Below are 23,764 nucleotides of genomic sequence, written 5' to 3'. Positions count from 1 at the left end.
ATGCTACTGACCCAGGAGGCAACATGAGCAAGCAGGCGCTGATCATCATCGACATCCAGAACGACTATTTCCCCGGAGGCAAGTGGCCCCTGGAAGGCGCCAACCCGGCGGCCGACAATGCGGCAAAGCTGCTGGCCGCGGCACGCCAGCGAGGCGACCTTGTGGTGCATGTGCGGCATGAGTTCGAAAGCGAAGACGCGCCGTTCTTCACTCCCGACACCCAAGGCGCTGCGATTCACGCAAAAGTCCAGCCGCTGGAAGACGAGCCCGTCGTGCTCAAGCACAAGGTGAATGCATTTCTTGATACCGATCTCAAGCGCACGCTCGATGACCAAGGTGTAAAAACACTCACCATAGTCGGCAGCATGAGCCACATGTGCGTCGATGCCGCCACGCGAGCAGCAACTGACTTTGGCTACGATGTCACGGTGGCGCACGATGCCTGCGCCACCCTGCCTCTTGAGTTCAATGGCAAGCAAATACCGGCAGCCCAGGTGCACGATTCGGTGATGGCTGCACTCGCTTTTGCGTACGCCAAAGTGGTGAAGACCGATGAGCTTCTGAAAAACTGACCGTTCAAATTACCACGTTGCGTACGAAGCGCGTCGGCACGGCACCATCGTTGCGGTAGGCATAGCGGCAGTTACTGGGAAATACATGGAACTGACCGACGTGCAGGCAGTGCTCGATCTGCTCGATGATCAGCGTCAGTTGCCCTTCAGCCACATAGATCTGCTCGCTCCAGCCCTCGGCATCGGCTTCACTGGTGTAACACTCACCCGGCGCCAGGGTCCACTCCCAGATCTCCACCTCTCGCCGAGCGGTGCTGCTGGCCAGCAGCACCGCCTTGCTCTGGGGATGCTCACCGGCCCAGGCCAGTTCGTCGATGCGGCTGGTATCGCGCTGGTCGGGCGCCTGGATCAGCCGGCTGAAGGCAACCCCCAACGCTTCAGCTATAAGGTCGAGCGTTGTCAGGCTGACGTTCTTCTCACCAGCCTCGATCGCCACCAGCATGCGCCGGCTGACACCTGAGCGCTCGGCCAAGGCACTCTGGCTCATCCCCACTGCATTGCGCAGACCACGAACGTTGAGGCTCACATGCTGGAGCACCGAAGCACGGTGCGCGGAATCTTTGTGCACTATATTGCTCACTTTTAAAGGTTGCGCAGTATACTGCCCACTTTGCGGCGATTGTGCGCTGCCACTTCCGAGTAAGCAAGACCATGAGCCAACCGATCAACCGCCAGCAGACCACCGTATCCTTGCGCCTGAGCAAGGCCGAGGTGGTACTGGTGTTCATCACCATGCTGTGGGGCGGCACCTTCCTGCTGGTGCACAACGTCATGACCGTGAGTGGCCCGATGTTCTTCGTCGGCCTGAGGTTTGCTGCAGCCGCCTTGTTCGTCGGCCTGGTCTCGATACGCGCGCTGCCCGGGCTGACATTCACCGAATTGAAGGCCGGCGCGCTGATTGGTGCGACCATCATGCTCGGTTATGGTTTGCAAACCATGGGCCTGCAAACCATCAGCAGCAGCCAGTCGGCCTTTATTACTGCACTGTATGTGCCCTTCGTACCGCTGTTGCAGTGGCTGGTGCTTGGCCGTCGGCCAGGGCTGATGCCAAGCCTGGGAATCTGCCTGGCGTTCCTCGGCCTGATGCTGCTCGCTGGCCCCGAGGGCGGTACCCTGCGTTTCAGCGAAGGCGAAATCGTGACCCTGGTAAGCGCCGTGGCCATTGCCGCCGAGATCATTCTGATCAGCCGGTATGCCGGGCAGGTCGATGTGCGCCGCGTCACCGTAGTGCAACTGGCCACCGCCTCGCTGCTGTCGTTCCTGATGATCGTACCGACTCAGGAGCGCATCCCCGACTTCTCCTGGCTATTGTTGCTAAGTGCATTGGGCTTGGGTGCCATGAGCGCAGTGATCCAGGTGGCGATGAACTGGGCGCAGAAATCGGTATCGCCAACCCGCGCCACACTCATCTACGCCGGCGAGCCGGTGTGGGCTGGAATCGTCGGCCGCATCGCAGGCGAGCGTCTGCCCGGTGTGGCGCTCATAGGCGGCCTGATGATCGTCATCGCGGTGGTGGTCAGCGAACTTAAAGTTCGACGCCTGCGCAATGAAAGCGAAGAGCTCGAGGTAGAGGGCGAACGCGAAGGCGGGCTGTAAAGCAGTGAACAGCAGCTATGCTCTGTAAAAAACTGTTATAAAAAAACAGCTTGTCACACCCTGTTTGTATGATTCTGCGACAGCTTGCGTGTTGGTGATCAACTGCACGGCACGTATGATCCTTGGCAAACCTTTCCAGAATAGAACGCTATGTCCTTGATAGTGCTACTGCTTCTGCCGTTCTTGGGCAGTTGCCTGGCAGCTGTGCTGCCGCACAACGCACGTAACGCCGAGTCCATCCTGGCTGGGCTCGTGGCCCTGGTCGGCACCGTCCAGGTAGCACTGCTGTACCCACAGGTTGCCCACGGCGGTGTCATCCGCGAGGAGTTCCTCTGGCTGCCCAGCCTGGGCCTCAACCTGGTCCTGCGCATGGACGGCTTCGCCTGGCTGTTCTCGCTGCTGGTACTGGGCATAGGCACCCTGGTGTCGCTGTACGCGCGCTACTACATGTCGCCACAGGACCCGGTACCACGCTTCTTTGCCTTCTTTCTGGCGTTCATGGGCGCCATGCTCGGCCTGGTGATCTCGGGCAACCTGATCCAGCTGGTGTTCTTCTGGGAGCTGACCAGCCTGTTCTCGTTCCTGCTGATCGGCTACTGGCACCACCGCGCCGACGCCCGACGCGGCGCCTACATGGCGTTGATGGTTACCGGCGCCGGCGGCCTGTGCCTGTTGGTCGGCGCGGTATTGCTCGGCCATGTGGTGGGCAGCTATGACCTGGACAAAGTGCTGGCTGCCGGCGAGACCATTCGCCAGCACGCGCTGTATCCAGTGCTGCTGCCCCTGATCCTGGTCGGAGCATTGAGCAAGAGCGCGCAGTTCCCCTTCCAGTTCTGGCTACCTCATGCCATGGCAGCACCGACCCCGGTTTCAGCTTATCTGCACTCGGCAACCATGGTGAAGGCCGGGGTGTTTTTACTGGCCCGGTTGTGGCCGGTGCTTTCGGGCAGCGAGGAGTGGTTCTGGATCGTCGGTGGCGCGGGGGCCATAACCCTGCTGCTGGGGGCCTTCGCAGCGATGTTCCAGAATGATCTCAAGGGCCTGCTGGCTTACTCGACCATCAGCCACCTTGGGCTGATCACGCTTCTATTGGGTTTGAACAGCCCACTCGCCGCAGTGGCCGCCGTGTTTCACATACTCAACCATGCCACTTTCAAAGCTTCGCTGTTCATGGCCGCCGGCATCATCGACCACGAAAGCGGCACCCGTGACATCCGCCGCCTCAGCGGGCTGATCCGTCTGGTGCCCTACACCGCGACCCTGGCGATGGTGGCGAGCGCCTCGATGGCCGGCGTGCCATTGATGAACGGTTTCCTGTCCAAGGAAATGTTCTTCGCCGAAACCGTGTTCATCAGCTCCACCGCTTGGGTCGAGGCCGCGCTGCCGGTAATAGCTACCTTAGCCGGCACTTTCAGCGTTGCCTACGCTTTGCGCTTCACCGTTGACGTGTTCTTTGGCCCTGCCGCCCAAGACCTGCCTCACACACCTCACGAACCACCACGCTGGATGCGCGCGCCAGTCGAACTGCTGGTGCTCACCTGTCTGGTGGTGGGCATTTTCCCTGCCCAGTCGGTCGGCCCGTTGCTCGCCGCTGCAGCCCTTCCAGTGGTGGGTGGTACTCTGCCGGAGTACAGCCTGGCCATCTGGCACGGCTGGAATGCCCCGCTGATCATGAGCCTGGTGGCCATGAGCGGCGGTATCGTGCTCTATCTGCTGCTGCGCAACCAGTTGCGCCGAGGCCGCTTCCCGTATCCACCCCTGATCGAGCGCTTCAATGGCAAGCGCCTGTTCGAGCACGGCCAGGTGCACCTGATGTTACTGGCCCGGCGCATCGAGGGGCTGCTGACCACTCGCCGCCTGCAGGCACAACTGTTCATGCTGGTGCTTGCCGCCTTCCTCGCGGGGCTCACACCAATGCTGTACAGCGGCCTGAGCTGGGGTGACCGCCCTAAAATACCGGGCTCAGGCGTGTTCGTCGCCCTTTGGCTGATCGCTATCGCCTGCGCCATTGGCGCCGCCTACCAAGCCAAGTATCACCGCTTGGCCGCCTTGATCATGGTTGGCGTCTGCGGCCTGATGACCTGCATCACTTTCGTCTGGTTCTCAGCACCTGACCTGGCCCTGACTCAACTGGTCGTCGAGGTTGTCACGACGGTTCTGATCCTGCTCGGCCTGCGCTGGCTGCCGCGGCGTATCGAGGGCGTCTCGCCGCTGCCCGGCAGCCTCGACCGTGCCCGCATGCGGCGCGTGCGCGACCTGCTGCTGGCAATCCTGGTCGGCGGCGGCATGGCGCTGCTGTCCTACGCCATGCTGACACGACCAACGCCGAACGACATTTCCTCGTTCTACCTGAGCCGAGCCTTACCACAAGGTGGCGGTACCAACGTGGTCAACGTGATGCTGGTTGACTTCCGCGGCTTCGACACCCTGGGCGAGATCACCGTGCTGGTGGCCGTCGCCCTGACCGTATTCGCCCTGCTGCGCCGCTTCCGCCCACCCAAGGAGAGCATGCAGCTGCCAGCTCAGCAGCGCCAGCTTGCACCTGACGTGGTCACCGACCTGATCAACCCGCGCCATGCCACCGACACAGCCTTGGGCTTCATGATGGTGCCTGCGGTGCTGGTACGACTGCTGCTGCCGATCGCCCTGCTGATCTCGATGTACCTGTTCATGCGGGGCCACAACCAGCCTGGCGGTGGCTTTGTCGCAGGCCTGGTGATGTCGGTGGCATTCATCCTCCAGTACATGGTCGCAGGTACCCAATGGGTCGAAGCCCAGATGAGCCTGCGCCCACTGCGCTGGATGGGCACCGGGCTATTGTGCGCAACCCTGACCGGGGTCGGCGCCATGCTGCTGGGCTACCCGTTCCTGACCACGCATACCGCCCACCTGCACCTGCCAGTGCTGGGCGATGTGCATGTGGCCAGCGCGCTGTTCTTCGACGTGGGCGTGTACACCGTTGTGGTCGGCTCGACCCTGCTGATCCTCACAGCCCTGGCACACCAGTCGGTGCGAGCCTACCGCCCGGGTAATCCGTCCAAACCCAGCCAAGCAGGAGCCGCCTGATGGAAGAAGTCATTGCAGTCGCCATCGGCGTACTGGCCGCATCGGGCGTGTGGCTTATCCTGCGCCCACGGACCTATCAGGTGATCATGGGCCTGTGCCTGCTGTCGTATGGCGTCAACCTGTTCATCTTCAGTATGGGCAGCCTGTTCATCGGCAAGGAGCCGATCATCAAGGAAGGCGTGACACAGGACCTGCTGCATTACACCGACCCACTGCCCCAGGCGCTGGTTCTGACGGCCATCGTCATCAGCTTTGCCATGACCGCCCTGTTTCTGGTGGTGCTGCTGGCATCTCGCGGCCTGACCGGCACCGACCACGTGGATGGCCGGGAGCGTGATGAATGAGTGAGATGAGCCGACTGATCATCGCCCCCATCCTGCTGCCGTTGCTGACCGCAGCAGTGATGCTGATACTGGGCGAGAAGCACCGCCTGCTCAAGGCGCGCCTCAACCTGCTGTCCACCTTCAGCGGCCTGGTCATCGCCGTCAGCCTGCTGCTGTGGGTGCGCGTCCAGGGCCAGGCGGAATCGATCGGTGTGTACCTGCCGGGCAACTGGCCCGCGCCTTTCGGCATCGTACTGGTGGTTGATCACCTGTCGGCGCTACTGCTGACTTTGACCGGGGTCATCGGCATCAGCGCCCTGCTGTTCGCTCGCGCCCGCTGGGACAGCGCCGGCGCCAGCTTCCACGCACTGTTCCAGATCCAGCTGATGGGCCTGTATGGTGCCTTCCTGACAGCCGACCTGTTCAACCTGTTCGTCTTTTTCGAAGTGCTGCTAGCGGCCTCTTATGGCCTGCTGCTGCACGGATCGGGGCGAGCGCGGGTGCGGGCCGGCCTGCACTACATTGCCATCAACCTGTTCGCTTCTTCGCTGTTTCTGATTGGCGCCGCGATGCTTTACGGCGTAACCGGCACCCTCAACATGGCCGACCTCGCGCTGAAAGTACCGTTGGTGCCCGAAGCCGACCGTGGCTTGCTGCACGCGGGCGCGGCAATCCTGGCCATAGCCTTCCTGGCAAAGGCCGGCATCTGGCCGCTGAATTTCTGGCTGGTTCCGGCCTATGCCTCGGCCAGCGCACCCGTAGCCGCATTGTTCGCCATCATGACCAAGGTTGGCCTGTACGCTGTGTTACGGCTCTGGTCCCTGTTGTTCTCGGGTCAAGCCGGTGCATCAGCGCATTTCGGCGGGCAATGGCTGATCTATGGGGGCTTGGTCACGCTTGCCATCGCAGCCGTGTCGATACTTGCCGCACAACGCCTGGAGCGCATGGCAGCACTGAGCATACTGGTTTCGGCAGGCACCCTGCTTGGCGCGATCGGCTTTGCTCAGCCAGCCCTGACCGGTGCAGCGTTGTTCTATCTGGTCAATTCAACCCTGGCACTGTGTGCACTGTTCCTGCTCGCCGAGCTGGTGGAGCGCTCTCGCTCGGCCAATGAGCCACCACTGGAGGACGAAGAAGGCAGCATGCCCTCGCCACTCGAGTCGTTGCACCCACCCAAAGGCATCAACCTCGACGATGAGCAGAAGGCAGTCATAGGCCAGATCATTCCCTGGACCATGGCGTTCCTGGGCCTGAGCTTCATTGCCTGTGCGTTGCTGATCATCGGCATGCCACCGCTCTCTGGCTTCGTCGGCAAACTCAGCTTGATCAGTGCGCTGTTCAACCCACTGGGGTTGGGCGTGCCGGCCGAGCAACCACTGTCAGCAGCCGGCTGGGCGCTGGTAGCCCTGCTCATCCTGTCCGGCATGGCCTCGCTGATCGCTTTCGGCCGCGTGGGCATCCAGCGCTTCTGGAAGCCTGAAGAGCGGCCCTCCCCCGCGCTGCGACACTACGAATGCCTGCCGATCGTCATTTTGCTGGGCCTGTGCATCATGCTCAGCTTCAGAGCCGAGCCGCTGCTACGTTACACCCAGGACACTGCAGCCAGCCTGCAGACCCCTGACACCTACATCAGGGCCGTAATGGCCGTACAGCCTATCCTTGGCCCGACCACGCTCGACGCACAGGTGCAGCCATGAGCCGACTTTTCCCCGCACCGCTGTTGTCTGTAGCACTGTTCATACTGTGGTTGCTGCTGAACCTCTCGGTCAGCCCGGGTAATCTGCTGCTCGCAGCAGCACTTGGCTTTCTGGCGCCACTGCTGATGGCACCGTTGCGCCCCCAGCACGCCCATGTGCGCAGGCCGCTGGTGATAGCGAGCCTGATTGGCCGGGTGGGTATCGATGTCATCCAGTCCAACCTGCAAGTAGCCCTGCGCGTGCTGCGCGCCGGGCAACATCCGCCTCGCTCTGCCTTTGTCCATATCCCGCTGGACCTGCGCGACGCCCACGGCCTGGCGGCACTATCGATGATCACTACCGTAGTGCCCGGTACCGTCTGGTCAGAACTGGCCCTGGACCGCAGCGTCCTGTTGCTGCACGTGTTCGACCTCAAGGATGAGAACGCTTTTATCGAGCACTTCAAACACACCTATGAACGACCGCTGATGGAGATTTTCCAATGACAGGCCTGCTAGCCTATGCAGTGCTCGCCAGCTTGTTCATCTTCGCCTTGGCCATGGGCCTGACGCTGATCCGGTTGTTTCGCGGCCCCTCCGCCCAGGACCGGGTACTGGCACTGGACTACCTGTACATCCTGGCCATGCTCATGATGCTGGTACTGGGAATCCGCTATGCCAGCGATACCTACTTTGAAGGTGCTCTGCTGATTGCGCTTTTCGGCTTTGTCGGCTCGTTTGCCCTGGCCAAGTTCTTGCTGCGTGGTGAGGTAATAGAATGACCGAAGTTCTTGAACTACCGCTCTGGCTCGAGCTAGTTACCGCTGCCCTGCTGCTGCTCGGCAGCCTGTTCGCGTTGATCGGGGCCATTGGCCTGCTGCGCCTCAAGGATTATTTCCAGCGCATGCACCCACCAGCGCTGGCCTCGACCATCGGGGCCTGGTGCGTTGCCTTGGCCTCGATCATCTACTTCTCATGGCTCAAGCAAGGCCCTGTACTGCACGCTTGGTTGATCCCAGTTCTACTGTCGATCACATTACCGGTCACTACGCTACTATTGGCCAGGGCGGCACTGTTTCGCAAACGCATGTCCGGGGAAGCGGTACCCGAAGAAGTCAGTAGCGGCCAAGCGGGGGGCAATTGATGTGCGGCACGCTCATTCCTGGGTGATCCGCTGCAACTCCCGGCGCACCATGGCGACGTAGGGAGGCGGGCCTGATTGATAGAGCTGGGCCGCCACCCAAGTCAACCAGGCGGCCTGCATCTCATCGCGCCGCGCCAGCAAACGTTCTGCCTGAGCCACGGCCATGGCCTTATGTTGTCGATGGAACGCGGCACGGCTGCCATCCGCCTCCTGCTCCTCGTTCATTCACTCGCCTTGAACGTGGTCAACTCGCCCTTGCGCCATTTTGCGACCTTACCGGTCACGGCTTTGAGCAGCTTGCCAAGGCCCTCTTGGACTTGCTGTTGAGCCGCGAACACCAGCATTACGCCTTGGCCTTCACGGAACACGATACCTTCACCCTCCGGCACCGAGACAAAGGCATAGTCCCCCACGCCGTAGACGTTCAGTTTGATCTCACGAAAGCGCATTTCCAACTTGCCGCCTTCACGACTGGGCAATACGGCAGCGCGAAAGTGGTCACCCACCTTCAATTCCAAACGTTGCTTGTCATCGACCACCAACGCACTCTCGGTGTCGATTTCGGCCATATAGAGGCCTTCGGGGTTCTGCTCGGTGACATAAACGAAGCGGCCCTGAAACAGCTTGGCCAACTTACCGCGCAAATCGCCAAGGGCGAACAAAGCGTGGGTATCCAGAGTACTGACTGCCAATGAAGTAATCCTCAAATCGGTAACATCCGCCCCCACTCATCACCGGTGAGGCACGGCCCTTTCATTTCGATAGGCGAAAAGAGTAATGAAGCGATGTGCATAACGTCTGTGCCTTCTGGCTATACAGCATGGAGGAAACTTTACTCCTGCTTGCCAGACTTTGCCCAAATGGCGGGTTTAGGCACATTCCCCAACCGGGAAGCGTAATGCCCTACAACTATTCCGTCAGAAAAGATGCGATAGATAACGCCAGGCCCTTCGGCAGAACGGGCTCTGCAATCCATCAGCGCATTACTGGGAAAGAAATATGCACGAAAACACAGAAACACGTCGAGAGGCAAAGCGCATTTATTCTCGCTCCATACCGCGTTACGTCGTCATACCTGCCGGCATCGAGTTCTTCCACGTCACTGAAAGCGCTACCGGCAGAGTAAAGGGGTTTCGACGTCGTCACCATGAAGCCTGCGAACTGGCCCGTAGCCTCGAAAACTGAACCACAGTCAGGCAGCGCGGCCTTTCTCCAGCTGTTTAAGCCAGGCCGCCTGACACTCCAGCGCCTCACCACGCGTTGCATACGCAGTGCCGCGACGCTCGCCATTCACCAGCACCACCCAACATACTCGGCGGCCCAGCGCCTGCAGGGTAGCGGGCACACCTGAGCCAATCATCACGGCCACATCGACTCGGCTATTCATCATTCCCTCCGGAATTTACTTAGCAACCTAACGATATAGCCATGATACGCCCGCCAACACGCCGGAGAAAGCCAACATTGGTACAGCAGTATTGCGCCAGCAGCAACAAAGTGGCCGGTACAAGGTAGCAAGCGCAAAAAGCCCCAAGGATCGCTCCGTGGGGCCTGGCACACAACGCTCGGTCAGATCTGGCGCTGGTGGCGATCGAGCTGCTCGTGGCGCTCCTGGGCTTCGATGCAGTACTTGGTGGTCGGGCTGATCAGCAGGCGCTGCAGGCCGATCGGCTCACCACTGTCGTCGCACCAACCGAAGCTTTCGTCAGCGATACGGCCCAAGGCCATTTCCAGCTGCGGCAGCAGGCGCTGGTCACGCTCGATGGCATTTACCAACCAGTGACGTTCTTCTTCGACCGAGGCCACGTCGGCAGGATCCGACGGGGTATCCAGGCTTTCGATGGTGGCACGGCTCAGCTCGATGCGTTCATGGGTTTCTACTTTCATCGCCTGCAACAGGCCAGTGAAGAAGGCCAGTTGATCAGCGTTCATGTAGTCATCGGCCGACATGGCCAGCAACTGTTCCTTGGTCATCGATTTCTCTATGAAAAAATGTGCATTTGGGCGATTCGGGTGTCGCCGACGCCTGGGCATTGGCAACAGAATTCTTCAAGCGCCAATCGGCACTCTTTTGCAGGGGGCGGCAGTCTAAGGCCCCACGTCGCAAGGGGCAACACCAATCACGGGGTAATTGACCGAAATGACATGGTTTGCGCCTGACGGCAGCAACTTGCCGTTCAGACGATGCCACTGGCAGTACATCTTTAAAGCCAGGGCAGATCACTTGGGCGGTTTCATGGGGCTTGCTCCCCACCCAGACCCTAGCCATGACATCATCAATACGACTCCCGCGTGCCACCACCCTGTCTTGTTCCGTTGCCAAGAGGTTTGCCAGCCGCCCCACCCTGTTCGAAATTGCGGCACAGCTTTTGGTCGAGCACTGGCCAGATTATGGGCTCGATACCAACCTCGACCCCCTGTCCCTGCAACTCGCCAGCTTCGGCCCGATCATGGGTGTTGCCTATATCCGCCCGCTGTATCAGGTCTTGGTGGAGCGATATTGCCTGCGGCGCACGCTAAACCTGACCGCTACTCAGGATGTGCCTTGTCGCAATCAGGCTATAGACCCCGACAATCCCGTTCCGGTTGACCTGCATGCATTTGAAACGCTGGTAAATGATTGCGGGCCGATGCTGCTGCACGCCTACCGCACAGCGATGGTCAACTTCTGGTGCGAGGCCGACAGCCAAGGTCAGACGCCGTGGATGTGGTTTGCCAACCACCTGCAGGCGCTGCTGCGCAGCGCCGCCGAGCAAGCACACACCGACGGCAAGCTGGTGGCTGCCGCAGCCACGCTGAAGGCATTGTCTGAGGACCCGGCCAAACCGGATGACCTGCGAACCCTGACCAGCAGCCATGGAGTGTCCATACACACCCTGGCCTGCAATTATTCCGCCAACTGGCAACTCGACCCTTTCCTCGCCAGTGCGCTGCTCATCGAACGACCCGAATCACCAGGCCAGCCGCCCTTCACCTTATTGTTCACGCCAATAGGCCGATTGCTGTCATTTGCGTCGCGCCAACAGCTGCAGGAGGGCATTACCAGGCACTGGCCATCCGTCATTGCCATGTCGCCACCCATCGTGCGCCTGGGCATCCCCGAGCAGCAGCCATTCCAGGCCCAAGCGGCCAACTTGCTGCAACAACAACTGGAATGCCTGGAGCTGGCCACCTTGGCATTCAAGGGTACAAGCAGCGCCCAACAGCTTGCCGACGCACTGGATCGGCTCACTTCCATGGTGCATCTGTGCGGCATGACTGACCTGGCCAGCCAGGAAACACTGGTCGATCAGTTGCCGGACTGGATGCGTGCAGGCAGGCCCCAAGCCTTGATCGTCTATAGTTCGATGCTTACCGACGTCGCCCGCAGCATCTCTGAAAGCGAAGGGCAAACCTGGCTTGACGGCGTGCCCAATGCTCACGACTTTGCCTGCGAACGTCTCACCGAACTGATCCTGCGTGACCACCCCGAATCCACGCTGGACCCGGCGGCCGTGCGGGTGATCAATTATCAGACGGTCGAAACAGCGATACCACTGCCGGGCGAAGTCATCAATGGGGGGACCATAAAAGCAGTCAGCTTCAGCTTGGCCCAACTGGCCATCGCCAATCTGGGGCTGCTAAAACCCGGCCGCGTAGTAGTGCAAAGCGCCGATGGTCAAACGATCCCCGCTTGGCTGGATACGCTGGCACTGCGTGCACTCGTCACCGAAGCGGACATTGGGTCGACATACCCCGCGCGGTTACGCGCGTTGCTGCTCAATGATGCGCAGGCGCGCGCGCACCGCGAGGACCTGTTCGCCAAGCAGCTGAGTACCCAATTGCCAACCACGGTGATGGAGCGATTTCTTGAGCATGGTCAGCCAACACCAGCAGCAATTGTGGCCATAGAGCAGGTGGTCGCCCCCTTGCCCAATGAGCACAGCAGTTGGGTGATGCGCCCTCTAGGTCTGCAGCGCTCAATGGACGCGAATGCCGATCATCCGCTCAATGCCTGGCTGATCGAGGACGACTCCTTCAAAAGCGCCCGGTGCTTGCTGTACCGCCCCCTGCACAGCGAACCGGTGGTCGAGTACTCCGACCGCATGGCACTGCTGGTGGCGCTCTCAGAACCTGGCGAACTCCAAAACGACGTGCTCCAACGGCTGGCCCCCGAAGACCGCCGCATCTATGCCCATGGGGGGTTCAAGGAACCGCACCTGTTCTACCCGCTGGAGGACGACTGGGCGGTGCCGCTGGCCAGGCCTGCGCCCGTCACCTTGTCGCGCGAAGCCGCCGTACTCAGCCCTGCCCGGGCCATTTACGAAGGATGCGTGCAGGAAACGCTGAGCAATTTCAAGGCGCAATCGGCAAGCAGCGCCGAAACCCGCTGGCAACGCTGGGAAGAGCTGGGCTGGTTATTGCTCAACACCGTGTTGCCCTTTATAGAAGGCCCGCTGGCAGAGGCCGCGTGGCTGATGCAGATGGAAACCACGTTCGCCCGCTTGGTCGATGCAGAGGATCAGGCCAGTACTGGTGACCGCACAGGCCAATGGATCGAACTGCTGGTCAATGTCGCACTCCTGATTTTCAACCATGCCATGAGGCGGCTGGAGCAGGAGCACCCGCTGGATACCGTCCTTCCTCTTGGCCAGCTGAACGAGCCGATACCGGCCCCCATTGTGTTGACCAGCCCAACTCAGACCCAACTCGAATTCAGTTGGGCACAACCAACTCTCAGACTCGACAGCAGCCAAGCCAAAGCGCTTGCCGCGCTGCAGGCAGATGTGTCAACGACAACGCTCGGCCCCCCCATCCCTACGGGGCCGATGCGCGGTTTGTATCTGCAGGCTGATCACTTACTGGTACAGCTCGAGGGTAAGCTGTTCAAAGCACAGTTGGACCCGATTCTGGACCAGATGCGAATTGTCGGCGGCGAAACCGGTAAATCCCCAGGCCCTTTGCTCAGGCGCGATGAAGCAGGCCGCTGGCAGCTCGACCTGCGCCTGCGGCTGCGCGGTGGCATGCCACCCTCCAAGCGGATCGCCAAACTGCAAGCGCAGCGCAAGCACAATACCCGGGAGAAAGCCGAACGGGTGGTAAACGATTCGAAAAGCATCACCGAACAATTGCCGTACATGAACAAGCTCCGCGAACTGGCCAGCCGCTCGCAAGACCCGCGCGTATTGCGTAACTGCCTAGAGAAGTTGCAGACGTTCGAAGCATTCGTTGCCGAGCATGTCCAACGTTTGCAAGAGCTCAATGAACTGACGCCTGTGACCGACTACAAGGTCAAACGCGCGGGTACGCTCTACCAGCACCTCAATTGCCAATTGCAGATCCGGGAGCTGTTGATGCGCCTGTACAAACCCGAACGTGCCCACTTGCTGGACATGATCGAGCATGAAGCCGAATCGACGCCCGCCGATCGGGTGGTTCTTGGCGCAAGGTTGGCCAACTTGACCTCACTGATCGATAGCCTGCTCGACAATGCAACTGCCTTCGACCAAGGGTTTGAGAACTTGCGCCAGTTGGCAAGCCCTTCGCTGCACGGAACCCTGAAGATGCTGCAGGGGCTTCAAGAGCAGCGAGGCCGTTGGTCACCCTTGCACTGGCGCTTCATGCGCTTCGAAAACTGCGTCAACCGCATGACGCTTGAACTGATGGGCGAAACCAGCATTTTTTGGCTTGACCGTACCTGGGACAGCATCGAACTGGCCATCGGTCAACGGCTGCAGTTGAGCAAGCGGGTCAACGCCAGTGACGAGGTGAGGCGTCGCCTGCTTGAAAATATCAAGCAGCATCTGGAGACTGCCAAACGGCGGGGGGACATTCTGCGAAGCCTGTTCGACGAGCGCGCAATACCACCGGCGTTGGCCCAACTGCGCAGCGATATTGCTGACATGAGTGCAGACGTACTCAGCCAGCTCGCCGAGTACCCGGACTTGCCCCATTCCTGCTCCGTAAAGCAACTCAGCCAGGAATTGCCCGGCCTGATCGAAACCCGTGACGATGGACTGCTTCTGGGCCAACCGAGATCGGACGATGACAGCATCGTCGACATTCCTGGTAGTGAGCAAGGTTCAGTTTCACGCAGCTACAAGCGTGACAACGAGCAATGGGTACCGGTACACGCAGCAAGGAATAAAACTGACGCGCGTCCTCCAGCGAAACTGAAGGCGCTGCTCAAGGAAAGCAACAGGCGCCTGGCCAGCGCAAGAAGCAGCCTGAGGCTGATGCAAGGCGCCACGGCCAGCACCTACTTGCCAGTGGAAATCGAAGAGATACTGCTGCTGCACCGCGATGGCCTTGACCACCACCGTACAGCCATCGAACTTCGCTTGACCCGTGACAACCAGACTGACGAGAGCATCCACGATGCCGATGCGGCACTGAGCATCAAGGCGATCGAAGACCTGTCGGCAACGCTTAGCAAGCAGGCGGTCGAGCAGAGAACGCGGGTAGCATTGCTGCAAAAGCCTCGAATGAGCGAACTGGGCTTTCTGCTGGAGCATAAGCAGGTGCAGATTCGTATGACCGGATCACGGCGGCAACTGGCCAAGCTAGCCGGTAGGCCCGATGACTACCTGGAGGAATACGCCATCAGCCATGATGGCGACGATCTCTGGTATGCACATTTTCACTATTCGGACAGGGATGCCGAACAGACCGGCTATACCGCCGGCCACCTGAAAACGGCTGCGCAGCGCTATGCACGGGGCCGTGTGGTCAAGGACGCTGGCGGGCATGAGACCGAAGTGCATCGCAGCCCGATCGACCTGGCTGCGGCGAAGCGGTACTTCTTCGACAACCAAGCCTGATCATCGGCTGGGGCAGTTACGCTGCCCCAGCCGGAGCAGGTCAGCAGTCCTTGAATTGAGCCTCGCGCTTGGCAATGAACGCCGCCATCCCCTCCTTCTGGTCTTCAGTGGCAAACGCCGCATGAAACACACGACGCTCGAAACGCACACCTTCGCTCAGCGTGACTTCAAAGGCCCGGTTGACGCTTTCCTTGACCATCATGCTCACCGGGATCGACTTGCCAGCAATGGTGGCAGCCACCTTCAATGCCTCCTCGACCAGTTCGGCCTGTGGCACCACGCGCGCAACCAAGCCTGCACGCTCCGCCTCCTCAGCCCCCATCAGCCGCCCCGTCAGGCACAGTTCCATGGCCTTGGCCTTGCCTACGGCCCGGGTAAGGCGCTGGGTACCACCCATGCCCGGCAGTACGCCCAGATTGATTTCCGGCTGCCCGAACTTTGCGTTGTCGGCCGCCAGAATGAAGTCGCACATCATCGCCAGCTCACAACCACCGCCCAACGCAAAACCCGATACCGCAGCGATGATCGGCTTGCGGCGATTGGCAATACGATCGGCATCACTGAACAGGTCATCGACGTAGATCTGCGGGTATTTGAGCTCGGCCATTTCCTTGATATCGGCACCGGCGGCAAAGGCTTTGGCAGAACCGGTCAGCACCACGCAGCCGATATTCGGGTCACGCTCGAGCTGGTCCAGGGCCTGGTTGATCTCACTGACGATCTGCGCGTTGAGCGCATTGAGCGCCTGGGGCCGGTTAAGGGTAATCAGGCCGACCTTGCCGTGGATATCCAACAGGATGGTTTCGAATGCCATGCAGACTGCTCCTTCAAAGATTGCGCGCAATGACCATGCGCTGAATGTCGCTGGTGCCTTCGTAGATCTGGCAAACCCGCACGTCGCGGTAGATCCGCTCCAGCGGGAAGTCACTCAGATAGCCATAACCGCCTAATGTCTGCAAGGCATCCGAACAGACCTTTTCGGCCATTTCCGAGGCGAACAGCTTGGCCATCGACGCTTCCACCAGCGCAGGGCGCCCGGCATCGCGCAATGCTGCGGCGTGCAGCACCATCTGCCGTGCCACGGCGATTTTGGTGGCCATGTCCGCCAAGCGGAAGGCTACCGCCTGGTGCTCGATCAAGGGTTTACCGAAACTGCAACGTTCCTTGGCGTAGTCACGGGCCACTTCGAACGCAGCACGGGCCATGCCCACCGACTGCGAGGCAATGCCGATACGCCCGCCCTCAAGGTTGGCCAGGGCGATCTTGTAACCCTGCCCCTCCTCGCCCAGACGATTGGCAACTGGAACGCGCACATTGTCGAAAACGATCTGGCAGGTGTCGGATGCGTGCTGGCCGAGCTTGTCTTCGACCCGCGCCACCTGGTAACCCGGCAAGTCGGTGGGCACGATGAAGGCGCTGATACCACGCTTGCCTGCCTCTGGGTCGGTGACAGCGAAAACGATCACCACACCGGCGTTCTGCCCGGAGGTAATGAACTGTTTGCTGCCGTTGAGCACATAGTGGTCGCCATCCAGCCGCGCACGGGTTTTCAGGCTGCTGGCATCGGAACCGGCCTGGGGCTCGGTGAGGGCGAAGGCACCGATCATCGACCCGCTGGCCAGCGGTGCAAGGTACTGCTGCTTTTGCAGCTCGCTGCCGAACTTGAGGATGGGCACGCACCCTACCGAATTGTGCACACTCATGATGGTCGAGCAGGCGCCATCGCCAGCAGCGATTTCTTCCAGGGCCATGGCATAGGCCACGTAGCCGGTGTCACTGCCACCATACTGCTCGGGTACCAGCATGCCGAACAGGCCGAGTTCGGCCATCTCCTGGATGGCTTCCCGGGGGAAGCGGTGTTCCTTGTCCCATTGTTCGGCAAAAGGCTTGAGGCGTTCCTGGGCAAAAGCCCGGACCGCATCGACGATCTGTTGTTGCTCGTCAGTTACCAGCATGGTTCACCTCAATACAGACATTCGACAGCCATGGCCGTGGCCTCGCCACCGCCGATGCAGATGGCCGCAACGCCGCGGCGTAGGTTGTTCTGGCGAAGGGCCGACAGCAGGGTTACCAGGATCCGCGCGCCCGATGCGCCGATCGGGTGCCCCAGGGCGCAGGCACCGCCATGAATGTTGACCTTCTCGTGAGGCAGGTCGAGTTGCTTCATGGCGGCCAAGGTGACCACGGCAAAGGCTTCGTTGATTTCGAACAGGTCGACCTCGGCCAGATTCCAGCCAGTGCGCTTCATCAGTTTGTCGATAGCGCCGATAGGCGCCGTGGGGAACAGTGCCGGCGCGTCGGCGAAGGCAGCGTGCCCATGGATCACAGCCAAGGGCGTCAGGCCGCGCTGCTGCGCCTGGGAGCGGCGCATGAGCACCAGTGCCGCAGCGCCGTCGGAGATCGAACTGGCGTTGGCGGCAGTTACGGTGCCGCCCTCACGGAACGCCGGCTTGAGTTGCGGGATCTTGTCCAGGCGCGCCTTGGGAGGCTGCTCGTCGTCCTTGACCAGGCGCTGTTCCTTGCCTTCGCTGACCTGTACCGGAACGATCTCGGCGCTGAAGCGGCCTTTGCTGATCGCCTCTTGGGCGCGGGTCAACGAGGCGATGGCGAACTGGTCCTGGGCTTGGCGGCTGAACCCGCCGGCCTGGGCGCAATCCTCGGCAAAGGTGCCCATCAGGCGACCCTTGTCGTAGGCATCTTCCAAGCCGTCCATGAACATGTGGTCGATGATCCTGCCGTGGCCCATGCGGTAGCCGCCACGGGCTTTGTCCAGCAGGTAGGGCGCGTTGGACATGCTCTCCATCCCGCCCGCCACGACCACATCGGCGGTACCGGCCAGTAGCAGGTCATGCGCCATGATCGCGGCCTGCATGCCAGAGCCGCACATCTTGTTGAGCGTCGTGCACGTGGTGTGCTTGCCCAGGCCGGCGCCCAGCGCAGCCTGGCGCGCGGGGGCCTGGCCCTGGCCTGCCGGCAGCACACAGCCAAACAGCACCTGCTCGACACCGGCGGCATCCAGCCCGGCACGCTCGACTGCAGCGCGAATCGCAGCGGCGCCCAATTGCGGCGCGGTAAGGCTTTTCAGGTCACCTTGCAGGCCGCCCATGGGCGTGCGCACGGCGCTGACGATGACAATCGGATCATTGGCGAGGGTCATTAGGGTTTCTCCTTACTTGGCAGCCATGCGCAGCGCACCGTCGAGGCGGATCACCTCGCCGTTGAGCATGCTGTTCTCGATGATGTGGCGGGCCAGCGCCGCGTATTCGCCTGGCCGCCCCAAACGCGGCGGGAATGGCACCCCGGCGGCCAGGGAGTCGCGCACTTCCTGGGTCATGCCGGCCATCATCGGGGTTTCGAAAATACCCGGGGCGATGGTCATCACACGAATGCCGTAACGCGCCAGCTCGCGGGCAACCGGCAATGTCAGGCTGGCGATGGCGCCCTTGGAGGCGGCGTAGGCAGCCTGGCCTATCTGACCGTCATAGGCGGCGATCGAGGCGGTGTTGATGATCACCCCGCGCTCGCCGCTTTCGTCGGCAACGCCTTCGGCCATCGCAGCAGCGGCCAAGCGCAGCAGGTTGAAGCTACCGACCAGGTTGACGTTGATGACCTTGGCGAAACTGGCCAGGCCGTGTGGCCCTTGTTTGCCCAGCACTTTTTCGGCACCGACGATGCCCGCACAATTGACCAGCCCGTGCAGGCTGCCAAAAGCCGTTACAGCGGCATCGACGGCGGCCTGGGCCGCTTGCTCGTCGCTGATGTCGGCGACCGCAAAGCGGGCGTTGTCACCCAGCTCGCGGGCCTTGGCCTCGACGGCCTGGGCATTGAGGTCAACCAGCATGACCTTGGCGCCGGCCTCGACCAGCATCTGCGCGGTGGCAGCCCCCAGCCCGGAAGCTGCGCCGCTGACGATAAAATGTTTGTTGGCGATGTGCATGATCAGGTTCCTTTCAGGCGCGGGCAGGGGTGGCCTGTTGCGCTTGTTGTTTGGCAACTTCCTGATTGCGCAGGATGAAGCGTTGCAGCTTGCCGCTCGGGGTCTTGGGCAGCTCGCTGACGAATTCGATTTCCCTGGGATAGGCGTGGGCATACAACCGCTGGCGAACGTGCTGGCGCAGGGTCTCTTCCAGCTCGACACTACCGTGCACACCGCTGGCCAGCACCACAAAGGCCTTGATCAGTTCGGTGCGCTCCGGGTCCGGTTTGCCGATCACTGCGGCTTCGATCACCGCCGGGTGCTCGATCAGTGCGCTCTCCACATCGAACGGCCCGACGCGGTAGCCAGAGGTGGTGATCACGTCGTCGCTGCGGCCGACGAAGCTGATGCTGCCGTCGGTGTTCAACTCGACGGTATCGCCGCTCAGGTAATACTTGCCGACGAAGGCCTTGGTGGGCAGGCCGTGATAGCCACCGAACCAGCAAAGCGGCGACCGCTCCCGATCCACTGCCAGAATGCCAGGCTGCCCGGCGGGCAATTCGGCGCCCTGCTCGTCCAGCACCACGATGCGGTGGCCTGGGATGGCGAAGCCGGCAGACCCTGCCCGCACGGGATGCTCAAGGCCGTGGTGGTTGCACAGCACCATGCCCAGCTCGGTCTGCCCGTAGTGGTCATGGATGGTCACGCCCAACTCATCGGCGAACCAGCGGATCACCTCGGGGTTGAGCGGTTCACCGGCACTGCTGACGACCCGCAGGCGGCCCTGGACCGGCGTTGAGAACGCCTTGCCAGCGGCGATCAGCAAGCGATATGCGGTGGGCGAACCTGCCAGGTTGGTGATGCCCAGCTTGTCGATCACCCGCGCGCAGCTTTCGACACTGAACGGGCCATCGTAGAAGGTGGTGGCGTGGCCCAGCGACAACGGCCCGGTGACCGCGTAGTAAAGGCCATAGGCCCACCCTGGGTCGGCCAGGTTCCAAAAGTTGTCTTGTGGCTGCAGGCCAATGGCATCGCGCATGTAGCCCTGGAACGCGACGATCGCGCGTAGCGGCACTTCCAGGGGTTTGGCAGGGCCAGTGGTGCCCGAGGTGAACATCAGCAGGAAGGGATCGTCGCCCGAGCGCATGACTGGCTCGCAATCGGCAGGGGCGGCATTGAGCAGGCGCTGGAAGTCCAGTTCACCCTCCTCAGCGCCGACGATGATCGGCACGGGGCTCACGGCCAGATCGTCCAGCTTGGCGCGGTTGCCACGGTCGGTGACCACTACCTTGGCATGCGACTGCTCCAGGCGGTGCTCGATAGCTTTGGGGCCAAAGGCAGTGAACAACGGCTGGTAAACAGCGCCCAGGCGCCAGGTGGCGAGGATGGTCACCAGCAACTCGGGGGTGCGTGGCATCAGCCCTGCTACCCGGTCACCGGCCTGCACGCCTTGGGCCCTCAGGACATTGGCAAAGCGGGACGCCATGGCTTGCATCTGCTCGAATGTGTAGAGCCTGCCATTGCCCTCGCGGTCCTCGTAGACCAGGGCGATACCACCTTGGGCCACATGGCGGTCACAGCATTCGACGCAGGCATTGAGGGCTGCAAGACTGCCGTGCAGGCCCATTGCGGCCTCGGCATGATTGAATGAAAGGACGGCGTCGCCATACTCGCGCATCGTCAGACTCCTGGGTTCTTATTGTTGGAGTGCACCATCGGTCTGACGATGTTCGCGCCGCCTGCCTACCTGGGCAATGGCCAAAGCTGTCAATCTGAATGAGCGTTTTGGCCGCGTGGCTTCTCAGCCTTCGCGATGCGCCAAGCGCCCGCCGGAGCATTGCTGGTGCAGGGCCGGTTTACACCTGCAGGAAGACACTGCGGTAATGCCCCGGATTGCACCCGAACCATTTGCGAAACGCCTTGTAGAACGAACTGCTGTCGGCAAAGCCCAGCCTCTCGGCGATTTCGCCAAGCCCAAGCTGCGGCTGCGCCAGCCAGGCAATCGCCAACTCGCGGCGAATGCTGTCTTTGAGCGCCTGGTAGTTTTGGCCCTCCTCGCTCAAACGGCGCCGCAAGGTTGACGCCGACATGCACAACGTTGCCGCCAGTTGCTCGGCGGCAGGCCACTGGCTGGGGGTTTGCTGGCTCAGCGTCTGGCGGATACGGCGGGCCAGGCTGTTAGGGTCGCGATACTTCACCAGGATGTTGCCAGGTGCCTCTGCCAAAAAACGCTGAAGCTCGTCCTCGCTGCGGCGCATCGGCATGTCAAGGCAGTCCCCGGCAATGATCATGCGGGTCAAGGGGCGTTCGAACTGCAGGTTTTCCGAGAACATCACCCGGTAGTCATCACAGAAAGGCGGCTCGGCGCACCGCAAGTCAATCGCAAGGATCGGAATACGCCGCCCTCCCAACCAGCAGGCGACGCCGTGGACGATCATCCAGAAGGTGAAATAGGTGAACGCACGCCGAGGCTGAGCATTGGGTTCAACGATGACGATTTCGGCCAGGCTTTTCTGGCGCACCAGTACCGGTTGCAGGTCCTGCAGCATCAGCGAAAGAAACGCCAACACCGTTTCCAGGCCAGCCTGCAGGGTGGGCTGGGCCATGCTCGCCCGACACAGGAATGCCAGGCTTCCGGTACGCAGCCCACGCGGGTCCATGGCGAAGAATTCATCGTTGCAGCGTTGCGCCAGCAAGCGCCAAAGCCGGGAGTAGGCCTCGGCGCTGACGCGCGCATCAGCCTGGTCGAGTTGACCGATGTCGATGCCGGCCTGCGCCAGCAGGCCGGCATCCGGCTCACCCGCCGGGCAGGTCTGCAACAGGGCTTCGCGCACCAGTTGCATGGAGATGGTGTCTTTCTCGCTCATCGGCCCTCCTGGCTGTTGCGTGCCGCCCATGTTAGGCCCGCATGGAAAAAACACCAGCCTTGGATTACAGGCTGGCAGCCAGGGCCAGGAACGCCTGGATCAGCCGCAGCTCGCGGCGCCGCTCCAGGCACCCCACCAGGTGCTGGTTGCGCAAACCTTGCCCGGCCAGCGGCCGCGCCACCACACGCGGGTCATTGGCCACCTCGGTCGAGGAAACGACACCAATCCCCAGCTCCGACGCCACTGCCTCGGTGACTGCCTCACGGCTGTCCAGCTCCAGCAGCACCCTGGGCCTGACCGACGCCTGGTCACACGCCTTGTCGAAGGTACGTCGGGTGGTCGAACTGGGTTCGCGCAGCACCATGATCTGCTCATGCAAAGCAGCCAGTGGCAAGTCACCCTGCCCGCTGGCCCAGGCATGGCCTGCCGGCAGCAGTGCGCATAAATGCGACTCGCAGAGGTTTTGCAAGTAAAGGCCCTTGCGCGGTTCGATTTCGGTCAATACGGCCACGTCGGCATGCTCTGACAACAAGGCGGCCAAGGTCTCCTGGGCATTGCCCAGGCGCAGGTTGACGGTGATCCCCGGGTAGCGTTCACGCAATAGCGCCAGCATCGGCATGACCCGGTGCGGCCCATCTGCGGCCACCTCCAGGCGGCCGGTGAGCAGTTGGCGATTGGCCTCGAGCATCGCCTGCGCCTCTTCGGCCAGGCCGAACATCGCCCGGGTGATGGCAGCCAGGCGGGTACCCTCCTCGGTCAGCTCGACCCGCCGCGCCGTGCGCCGTAACAGGGTGATCTGGTAGTGCTCTTCCAGCGCCTTGACGTGCCCGGTCACCGCCGGCTGGCTGATGAACAAGCGCGCAGCGGCACGGGTGAAACTGCCCTCACGGGCGACGGCGTCGAAAGCGCGAAGCTGGAACAGGTTCATATTTATCGGCCTGACTTATGGCTGGCATAACAACAAACAATTTGATTGATAGCTTGGTCAATTGCAACCTAGCCTCCGTAGTTTCAGCGCCAGCTTTTTCGGCTGACCACCTGCAGCTTGTGAGGAACCACGCAATGAGCAACGCCCCGATCCTGCTGACCCCCGGCCCACTGACCACCTCCCTGCGCACCCGACAAGCCATGCTAATGGACTGGGGCTCCTGGGACCGTGATTTCAACCAACTGACCGCCAGCGTCTGCGAGCAACTGCTGGGGATCGTCGACGGCAGCGCCAGCCACCACTGCGTTCCCCTGCAAGGCAGCGGCACCTTCGCCGTGGAGGCCGCCATCGGCACTCTGGTACCGCGCGATGGCAAGGTACTGGTGCTGATCAACGGCGCTTACGGCCAGCGCCTGGCGAAAATCTGCAAAGTGCTGGGGCGCAACTTCAGCACCTTCGAAACCGCCGAGGACCAGCCGACCACCGCTGCCGACGTCGACCGCCTGCTGGCGGCGGACCCCAGCGTGACCCACGTGGCGCTGATCCACTGCGAAACCAGCACCGGCATCCTCAACCCGCTGCACGAGATCGCTCAGGTGATCAAGCGCCACGGCAAGCGCCTGATCATCGATGCCATGAGCTCGTTCGGCGCCCTGCCGATCGACGCCCGCGAAATCCCTTTCGAGGCACTGATCGCCGCGTCTGGCAAATGCCTGGAAGGCGTCCCCGGGATGGGCTTCGTTTTCGCCGAGAAAACCGCACTGGCAGCCGCCGAGGGCAATGCCCACTCGCTGGCCATGGACCTGCACGACCAGCACGCCTACATGGCCAAGACCGGCCAATGGCGCTTCACCCCGCCCACCCACGTGGTTGCCGC

Annotated in this window: 23 protein-coding genes; 11 read left to right on the top strand and 12 right to left on the bottom strand. The window is 61.6% G+C overall.

The genetic code is table 11. The features are described from left to right. The first annotated feature begins 23 nt into the window (after positions 1-23). On the top strand, positions 24-572 hold the full coding sequence (locus BLX42_RS17970; RefSeq protein ID WP_161872300.1) for a cysteine hydrolase family protein: 549 nt from the start codon (positions 24-26) through the stop codon (positions 570-572). Between the two features lie 4 nt (positions 573-576). Here the strand turns inward: BLX42_RS17970 and BLX42_RS17965 are convergent, their stop codons facing one another. Then, the gene (locus BLX42_RS17965) at positions 577-1,140 is read right to left on the bottom strand and encodes a helix-turn-helix domain-containing protein (RefSeq protein WP_046785192.1); all 564 of its coding nucleotides are present in this window, start codon (positions 1,138-1,140) and stop codon (positions 577-579) included. An 83-nt stretch (positions 1,141-1,223) separates the two neighbouring features. On the opposite strand from BLX42_RS17965, the gene BLX42_RS17960 reads away from it, so the two are divergent. From BLX42_RS17960 to BLX42_RS17930, 7 genes are all read left to right on the top strand, one after another. After that, positions 1,224-2,168: a DMT family transporter gene (locus tag BLX42_RS17960; protein ID WP_161872299.1), complete on the top strand. Its 945-nt coding sequence runs from the start codon at positions 1,224-1,226 to the stop codon at positions 2,166-2,168. A gap of 150 nt (positions 2,169-2,318) precedes the next feature. Next, positions 2,319-5,234 carry a monovalent cation/H+ antiporter subunit A gene (locus BLX42_RS17955; protein ID WP_161872298.1) on the top strand — a complete coding sequence of 972 codons (2,916 nt, stop codon included), beginning with the start codon at positions 2,319-2,321 and terminating at the stop codon, positions 5,232-5,234. Further along, complete coding sequence (locus tag BLX42_RS17950; protein WP_012315281.1) at positions 5,234-5,578, top strand: Na+/H+ antiporter subunit C; 345 nt, start codon at positions 5,234-5,236, stop codon at positions 5,576-5,578. Before BLX42_RS17955 ends, BLX42_RS17950 begins: the two co-directional genes overlap by 1 nt. Then, positions 5,575-7,254 carry a monovalent cation/H+ antiporter subunit D gene (locus BLX42_RS17945; protein WP_161872297.1) on the top strand — a complete coding sequence of 560 codons (1,680 nt, stop codon included), beginning with the start codon at positions 5,575-5,577 and terminating at the stop codon, positions 7,252-7,254. The genes BLX42_RS17950 and BLX42_RS17945 overlap by 4 nt, the downstream gene beginning before the upstream one ends. Next, entirely contained in the window at positions 7,251-7,739 is a 489-nt protein-coding gene (locus BLX42_RS17940; protein ID WP_046785196.1) for a Na+/H+ antiporter subunit E, read from the top strand. The genes BLX42_RS17945 and BLX42_RS17940 overlap by 4 nt, the downstream gene beginning before the upstream one ends. Continuing rightward, positions 7,736-8,014: a K+/H+ antiporter subunit F gene (locus BLX42_RS17935; protein ID WP_012315284.1), complete on the top strand. Its 279-nt coding sequence runs from the start codon at positions 7,736-7,738 to the stop codon at positions 8,012-8,014. Before BLX42_RS17940 ends, BLX42_RS17935 begins: the two co-directional genes overlap by 4 nt. Continuing rightward, on the top strand, positions 8,011-8,376 hold the full coding sequence (locus BLX42_RS17930) for a Na+/H+ antiporter subunit G (protein WP_046785197.1): 366 nt from the start codon (positions 8,011-8,013) through the stop codon (positions 8,374-8,376). Before BLX42_RS17935 ends, BLX42_RS17930 begins: the two co-directional genes overlap by 4 nt. A gap of 12 nt (positions 8,377-8,388) precedes the next feature. Here BLX42_RS17930 and BLX42_RS17925 read toward each other — a convergent pair whose 3' ends face one another. Next, positions 8,389-8,601 (bottom strand): hypothetical protein, encoded by a 213-nt coding sequence (locus tag BLX42_RS17925; RefSeq protein WP_161872296.1) that lies wholly within the window; start codon positions 8,599-8,601, stop codon positions 8,389-8,391. After that, the gene (locus tag BLX42_RS17920) at positions 8,598-9,068 is read right to left on the bottom strand and encodes a hypothetical protein (protein WP_039602828.1); all 471 of its coding nucleotides are present in this window, start codon (positions 9,066-9,068) and stop codon (positions 8,598-8,600) included. The genes BLX42_RS17925 and BLX42_RS17920 overlap by 4 nt, the downstream gene beginning before the upstream one ends. Positions 9,069-9,375: 307 nt before the next feature. Between BLX42_RS17920 and BLX42_RS27230 the strand changes: the two genes are divergently transcribed. Next, positions 9,376-9,561: a hypothetical protein gene (locus BLX42_RS27230; protein WP_080952080.1), complete on the top strand. Its 186-nt coding sequence runs from the start codon at positions 9,376-9,378 to the stop codon at positions 9,559-9,561. A 7-nt stretch (positions 9,562-9,568) separates the two neighbouring features. On the opposite strand, the gene BLX42_RS17915 is transcribed toward BLX42_RS27230, so the two are convergent. Together BLX42_RS17915 and BLX42_RS17910 are read right to left on the bottom strand one after the other, a co-directional pair. After that, on the bottom strand, positions 9,569-9,763 hold the full coding sequence (locus BLX42_RS17915; protein WP_046785199.1) for a hypothetical protein: 195 nt from the start codon (positions 9,761-9,763) through the stop codon (positions 9,569-9,571). A 182-nt stretch (positions 9,764-9,945) separates the two neighbouring features. Next, complete coding sequence (locus tag BLX42_RS17910; RefSeq protein ID WP_012315289.1) at positions 9,946-10,350, bottom strand: TraR/DksA C4-type zinc finger protein; 405 nt, start codon at positions 10,348-10,350, stop codon at positions 9,946-9,948. A gap of 293 nt (positions 10,351-10,643) precedes the next feature. On the opposite strand from BLX42_RS17910, the gene BLX42_RS17905 reads away from it, so the two are divergent. Continuing rightward, positions 10,644-15,176 carry a DUF6543 domain-containing protein gene (locus BLX42_RS17905; protein WP_161872295.1) on the top strand — a complete coding sequence of 1,511 codons (4,533 nt, stop codon included), beginning with the start codon at positions 10,644-10,646 and terminating at the stop codon, positions 15,174-15,176. 40 nt (positions 15,177-15,216) lie between these two features. On the opposite strand, the gene BLX42_RS17900 is transcribed toward BLX42_RS17905, so the two are convergent. The 7 genes from BLX42_RS17900 to BLX42_RS17870 all read right to left on the bottom strand — a co-directional run bounded on the left by BLX42_RS17900 (position 15,217) and on the right by BLX42_RS17870 (position 22,887). Beyond that, positions 15,217-15,990 (bottom strand): enoyl-CoA hydratase, encoded by a 774-nt coding sequence (locus BLX42_RS17900; protein WP_161872294.1) that lies wholly within the window; start codon positions 15,988-15,990, stop codon positions 15,217-15,219. A gap of 13 nt (positions 15,991-16,003) precedes the next feature. Next, entirely contained in the window at positions 16,004-17,131 is a 1,128-nt protein-coding gene (locus tag BLX42_RS17895; RefSeq protein ID WP_161872293.1) for an acyl-CoA dehydrogenase, read from the bottom strand. Positions 17,132-17,139: 8 nt separating this feature from the next. Next, a complete protein-coding gene (locus BLX42_RS17890) occupies positions 17,140-18,333 on the bottom strand; it encodes an acetyl-CoA C-acyltransferase (RefSeq protein WP_161872292.1) in 1,194 nt (397 codons plus the stop codon). A 12-nt stretch (positions 18,334-18,345) separates the two neighbouring features. Then, positions 18,346-19,113 carry an SDR family NAD(P)-dependent oxidoreductase gene (locus BLX42_RS17885; RefSeq protein WP_115274312.1) on the bottom strand — a complete coding sequence of 256 codons (768 nt, stop codon included), beginning with the start codon at positions 19,111-19,113 and terminating at the stop codon, positions 18,346-18,348. 13 nt (positions 19,114-19,126) lie between these two features. Then, positions 19,127-20,770: an AMP-binding protein gene (locus BLX42_RS17880; protein ID WP_161872291.1), complete on the bottom strand. Its 1,644-nt coding sequence runs from the start codon at positions 20,768-20,770 to the stop codon at positions 19,127-19,129. A 178-nt stretch (positions 20,771-20,948) separates the two neighbouring features. Then, entirely contained in the window at positions 20,949-21,959 is a 1,011-nt protein-coding gene (locus tag BLX42_RS17875) for an AraC family transcriptional regulator (RefSeq protein ID WP_119687465.1), read from the bottom strand. A gap of 64 nt (positions 21,960-22,023) precedes the next feature. Continuing rightward, entirely contained in the window at positions 22,024-22,887 is an 864-nt protein-coding gene (locus tag BLX42_RS17870; protein ID WP_046785208.1) for a LysR substrate-binding domain-containing protein, read from the bottom strand. A gap of 134 nt (positions 22,888-23,021) precedes the next feature. Here BLX42_RS17870 and BLX42_RS17865 point away from each other — a divergent pair. Next, positions 23,022-23,764, top strand: a 743-nt coding sequence (locus BLX42_RS17865; protein ID WP_161872290.1) for a 2-aminoethylphosphonate--pyruvate transaminase, incomplete at its 3' end; no start/stop codon positions are given.

Origin of the sequence: Pseudomonas sp. SG-MS2, assembly GCF_009933855.1 — a bacterium.
Lineage (GTDB): Bacteria > Pseudomonadota > Gammaproteobacteria > Pseudomonadales > Pseudomonadaceae > Aquipseudomonas > Aquipseudomonas putida_E.
Note: the sequence above shows the minus strand (reverse complement) of the source record. Positions and strands in the feature narration are given on the sequence as shown.

Bases quoted from the DNA above. Each gene is read 5' to 3' on its own strand.
- BLX42_RS17970 (WP_161872300.1), top strand. From the start codon at position 24: ATGAGCAAGCAGGCGCTGATCATCATCGACATCCAGAACGACTATTTC.
- BLX42_RS17960 (WP_161872299.1), top strand. From the start codon at position 1,224: ATGAGCCAACCGATCAACCGCCAGCAGACCACCGTATCCTTGCGCCTG.
- BLX42_RS17955 (WP_161872298.1), top strand. From the start codon at position 2,319: ATGTCCTTGATAGTGCTACTGCTTCTGCCGTTCTTGGGCAGTTGCCTG.
- BLX42_RS17950 (WP_012315281.1), top strand. From the start codon at position 5,234: ATGGAAGAAGTCATTGCAGTCGCCATCGGCGTACTGGCCGCATCGGGC.
- BLX42_RS17945 (WP_161872297.1), top strand. From the start codon at position 5,575: ATGAGTGAGATGAGCCGACTGATCATCGCCCCCATCCTGCTGCCGTTG.
- BLX42_RS17940 (WP_046785196.1), top strand. From the start codon at position 7,251: ATGAGCCGACTTTTCCCCGCACCGCTGTTGTCTGTAGCACTGTTCATA.
- BLX42_RS17935 (WP_012315284.1), top strand. From the start codon at position 7,736: ATGACAGGCCTGCTAGCCTATGCAGTGCTCGCCAGCTTGTTCATCTTC.
- BLX42_RS17930 (WP_046785197.1), top strand. From the start codon at position 8,011: ATGACCGAAGTTCTTGAACTACCGCTCTGGCTCGAGCTAGTTACCGCT.
- BLX42_RS17925 (WP_161872296.1), bottom strand. From the start codon at position 8,601: ATGAACGAGGAGCAGGAGGCGGATGGCAGCCGTGCCGCGTTCCATCGA.
- BLX42_RS27230 (WP_080952080.1), top strand. From the start codon at position 9,376: ATGCACGAAAACACAGAAACACGTCGAGAGGCAAAGCGCATTTATTCT.
- BLX42_RS17915 (WP_046785199.1), bottom strand. From the start codon at position 9,763: ATGAATAGCCGAGTCGATGTGGCCGTGATGATTGGCTCAGGTGTGCCC.
- BLX42_RS17910 (WP_012315289.1), bottom strand. From the start codon at position 10,350: ATGACCAAGGAACAGTTGCTGGCCATGTCGGCCGATGACTACATGAAC.
- BLX42_RS17905 (WP_161872295.1), top strand. From the start codon at position 10,644: ATGACATCATCAATACGACTCCCGCGTGCCACCACCCTGTCTTGTTCC.
- BLX42_RS17900 (WP_161872294.1), bottom strand. From the start codon at position 15,990: ATGGCATTCGAAACCATCCTGTTGGATATCCACGGCAAGGTCGGCCTG.
- BLX42_RS17895 (WP_161872293.1), bottom strand. From the start codon at position 17,131: ATGCTGGTAACTGACGAGCAACAACAGATCGTCGATGCGGTCCGGGCT.
- BLX42_RS17890 (WP_161872292.1), bottom strand. From the start codon at position 18,333: ATGACCCTCGCCAATGATCCGATTGTCATCGTCAGCGCCGTGCGCACG.
- BLX42_RS17885 (WP_115274312.1), bottom strand. From the start codon at position 19,113: ATGCACATCGCCAACAAACATTTTATCGTCAGCGGCGCAGCTTCCGGG.
- BLX42_RS17880 (WP_161872291.1), bottom strand. From the start codon at position 20,770: ATGCGCGAGTATGGCGACGCCGTCCTTTCATTCAATCATGCCGAGGCC.
- BLX42_RS17875 (WP_119687465.1), bottom strand. From the start codon at position 21,959: ATGAGCGAGAAAGACACCATCTCCATGCAACTGGTGCGCGAAGCCCTG.
- BLX42_RS17870 (WP_046785208.1), bottom strand. From the start codon at position 22,887: ATGAACCTGTTCCAGCTTCGCGCTTTCGACGCCGTCGCCCGTGAGGGC.